Genomic DNA, 3,980 nt, shown 5'->3' with positions numbered 1-3,980 from the left:
ACCCTCACCGGCGCACCTTCTCCCGAAGTTACGGTGCCATTTTGCCTAGTTCCTTCACCCGAGTTCTCTCAAGCGCCTTGGTATTCTCTACCCAACCACCTGTGTCGGTTTGGGGTACGGTTCCTGGTTACCTGAAGCTTAGAAGCTTTTCTTGGAAGCATGGCATCAACCACTTCGTGTTCTAAAAGAACACTCGTCATCAGCTCTCGGCCTTAGAATCCCGGATTTACCTAAGATTCCAGCCTACCACCTTAAACTTGGACAACCAACGCCAAGCTGGCCTAGCCTTCTCCGTCCCTCCATCGCAATAACCAGAAGTACAGGAATATTAACCTGTTTTCCATCGACTACGCTTTTCAGCCTCGCCTTAGGGACCGACTAACCCTGCGTCGATTAACGTTGCGCAGGAAACCTTGGTCTTTCGGCGTGGGTGTTTTTCACACCCATTATCGTTACTCATGTCAGCATTCGCACTTCTGATACCTCCAGCAAGCTTCTCAACTCACCTTCACAGGCTTACAGAACGCTCCTCTACCGCATCACTTACGTGATACCCGTAGCTTCGGTGTATGGTTTGAGCCCCGTTAAATCTTCCGCGCAGGCCGACTCGACTAGTGAGCTATTACGCTTTCTTTAAAGGGTGGCTGCTTCTAAGCCAACCTCCTAGCTGTCTAAGCCTTCCCACATCGTTTCCCACTTAACCATAACTTTGGGACCTTAGCTGACGGTCTGGGTTGTTTCCCTTTTCACGACGGACGTTAGCACCCGCCGTGTGTCTCCCATGCTCGGCACTTGTAGGTATTCGGAGTTTGCATCGGTTTGGTAAGTCGGGATGACCCCCTAGCCGAAACAGTGCTCTACCCCCTACAGTGATACATGAGGCGCTACCTAAATAGCTTTCGAGGAGAACCAGCTATCTCCGAGCTTGATTAGCCTTTCACTCCGATCCACAGGTCATCCGCTAACTTTTCAACGGTAGTCGGTTCGGTCCTCCAGTTAGTGTTACCCAACCTTCAACCTGCCCATGGATAGATCGCCCGGTTTCGGGTCTATTCCCAGCGACTAGACGCCCTATTAAGACTCGCTTTCGCTACGCCTCCCCTATTCGGTTAAGCTTGCCACTGAAAATAAGTCGCTGACCCATTATACAAAAGGTACGCAGTCACCCAACAAAGTGGGCTCCCACTGCTTGTACGCATACGGTTTCAGGATCTATTTCACTCCCCTCTCCGGGGTTCTTTTCGCCTTTCCCTCACGGTACTAGTTCACTATCGGTCAGTCAGTAGTATTTAGCCTTGGAGGATGGTCCCCCCATATTCAGACAAAGTTTCTCGTGCTCCGTCCTACTCGATTTCACTGCAAAGATGTTTTCGCGTACAGGGCTATCACCCACTATGGCCGCACTTTCCAGAGCGTTCCGCTAACATCAATACAGCTTAAGGGCTGGTCCCCGTTCGCTCGCCACTACTAAGGGAATCTCGGTTGATTTCTTTTCCTCAGGGTACTTAGATGTTTCAGTTCCCCTGGTTCGCTTCTTGTACCTATGTATTCAGTACAAGATAACCATCTTATGATGGTTGGGTTCCCCCATTCAGACATCTCCGGATCAAAGTCTGTTTGCCGACTCCCCGAAGCTTTTCGCAGGCTACCACGTCTTTCATCGCCTCTGACTGCCAAGGCATCCACCGTATGCGCTTCTTCACTTGACCATATAACCCCAAGCAATCTGGTTATACTATGAAGACGACATTCGCCGAAAACTTGCAATTACTCACAAATTTTACCTTAGCCTGAATAAACACCAGTGAAAGTGTCATTCAGTCTATCTTTCTATTACATACCCAAATTTTTAAAGAACGATCTAATCAAAAGATCAGAAATCAACATTCACCATCGTCGTGATGGAATGCTCATTTCTAAGCTTTACGATACAGAAGCAAGTTTATGGTGGAGCCAAGCGGGATCGAACCGCTGACCTCCTGCGTGCAAGGCAGGCGCTCTCCCAGCTGAGCTATGGCCCCATACAAAATTGGTGGGTCTGGGCAGATTCGAACTGCCGACCTCACCCTTATCAGGGGTGCGCTCTAACCAACTGAGCTACAGACCCAATTTCGAGCTTGTAACTGTTAGCGTGAGCTATCAGCTTGGAGCTTAAAGCTGCTTCTATCGTCTTCTTCAATGAATCAAGCAATTCGTGTGGGAACTTATGGAGCAGCTGATGTCGTCGATTAAGGAGGTGATCCAGCCGCAGGTTCCCCTACGGCTACCTTGTTACGACTTCACCCCAGTCATGAATCACACCGTGGTAACCGTCCTCCCGAGGGTTAGACTAGCTACTTCTGGTGCAACCCACTCCCATGGTGTGACGGGCGGTGTGTACAAGGCCCGGGAACGTATTCACCGTGACATTCTGATTCACGATTACTAGCGATTCCGACTTCACGCAGTCGAGTTGCAGACTGCGATCCGGACTACGATCGGTTTTATGGGATTAGCTCCACCTCGCGGCTTGGCAACCCTTTGTACCGACCATTGTAGCACGTGTGTAGCCCAGGCCGTAAGGGCCATGATGACTTGACGTCATCCCCACCTTCCTCCGGTTTGTCACCGGCAGTCTCCTTAGAGTGCCCACCATTACGTGCTGGTAACTAAGGACAAGGGTTGCGCTCGTTACGGGACTTAACCCAACATCTCACGACACGAGCTGACGACAGCCATGCAGCACCTGTCTCAATGTTCCCGAAGGCACCAATCCATCTCTGGAAAGTTCATTGGATGTCAAGGCCTGGTAAGGTTCTTCGCGTTGCTTCGAATTAAACCACATGCTCCACCGCTTGTGCGGGCCCCCGTCAATTCATTTGAGTTTTAACCTTGCGGCCGTACTCCCCAGGCGGTCAACTTAATGCGTTAGCTGCGCCACTAAGAACTCAAGGTTCCCAACGGCTAGTTGACATCGTTTACGGCGTGGACTACCAGGGTATCTAATCCTGTTTGCTCCCCACGCTTTCGCACCTCAGTGTCAGTATCAGTCCAGGTAGTCGCCTTCGCCACTGGTGTTCCTTCCTATATCTACGCATTTCACCGCTACACAGGAAATTCCACTACCCTCTACCATACTCTAGCTTGCCAGTTTTGGATGCAGTTCCCAGGTTGAGCCCGGGGATTTCACATTCAACTTAACAAACCACCTACGCGCGCTTTACGCCCAGTAATTCCGATTAACGCTTGCACCCTCTGTATTACCGCGGCTGCTGGCACAGAGTTAGCCGGTGCTTATTCTGTCGGTAACGTCAAAACACTAACGTATTAGGTTAATGCCCTTCCTCCCAACTTAAAGTGCTTTACAATCCGAAGACCTTCTTCACACACGCGGCATGGCTGGATCAGGCTTTCGCCCATTGTCCAATATTCCCCACTGCTGCCTCCCGTAGGAGTCTGGACCGTGTCTCAGTTCCAGTGTGACTGATCATCCTCTCAGACCAGTTACGGATCGTAGCCTTGGTGAGCCATTACCTCACCAACTAGCTAATCCGACCTAGGCTCATCTGATAGCGCAAGGCCCGAAGGTCCCCTGCTTTCTCCCGTAGGACGTATGCGGTATTAGCGTCCGTTTCCGAACGTTATCCCCCACTACCAGGCAGATTCCTAGGTATTACTCACCCGTCCGCCGCTCTCAAGAGGTGCAAGCACCTCTCTACCGCTCGACTTGCATGTGTTAGGCCTGCCGCCAGCGTTCAATCTGAGCCATGATCAAACTCTTCAGTTCAAACATCTTTGGGTTTTGAGAAAACCCTAAACTTGGCTCAGCAATCGTTGGTTACATCTTTGATTTCTCGCGGAGTAACTTGTGATGCTGATAATCTTTTTGACTATCAGTCTGACTCCACAAGCACCCACACGAATTGCTTGATTCAGTTGTTAAAGAGCGGTTGGTTAAGCTTTCGCTCAACCGAGGCGCGCATTCTACAGCAGCCTCTGTT

The 3,980-nt window shown here is 50.5% G+C and carries 2 tRNA genes and 2 rRNA genes; all 4 read right to left on the bottom strand.

The annotated features are described in order from the left end of the window. A 23S ribosomal RNA gene (locus TU74_RS22800) occupies positions 1-1,709 on the bottom strand; the annotation flags it as partial. Positions 1,710-1,945: 236 nt separating this feature from the next. After that, a tRNA-Ala gene (locus tag TU74_RS22795) sits at positions 1,946-2,021 on the bottom strand. 9 nt (positions 2,022-2,030) lie between these two features. Next, positions 2,031-2,107, bottom strand: a tRNA-Ile gene (locus TU74_RS22790). Positions 2,108-2,229: 122 nt separating this feature from the next. Next, a 16S ribosomal RNA gene (locus TU74_RS22785) occupies positions 2,230-3,766 on the bottom strand. Positions 3,767-3,980: the final 214 nt, after the last annotated feature.

The sequence above is a fragment of the Pseudomonas lundensis genome, assembly GCF_001042985.1.
Lineage (GTDB): Bacteria > Pseudomonadota > Gammaproteobacteria > Pseudomonadales > Pseudomonadaceae > Aquipseudomonas > Aquipseudomonas lundensis.
The sequence above is the reverse complement of the archived record's forward strand: the minus strand, read 5'-3'. Positions and strand labels throughout refer to the sequence as shown.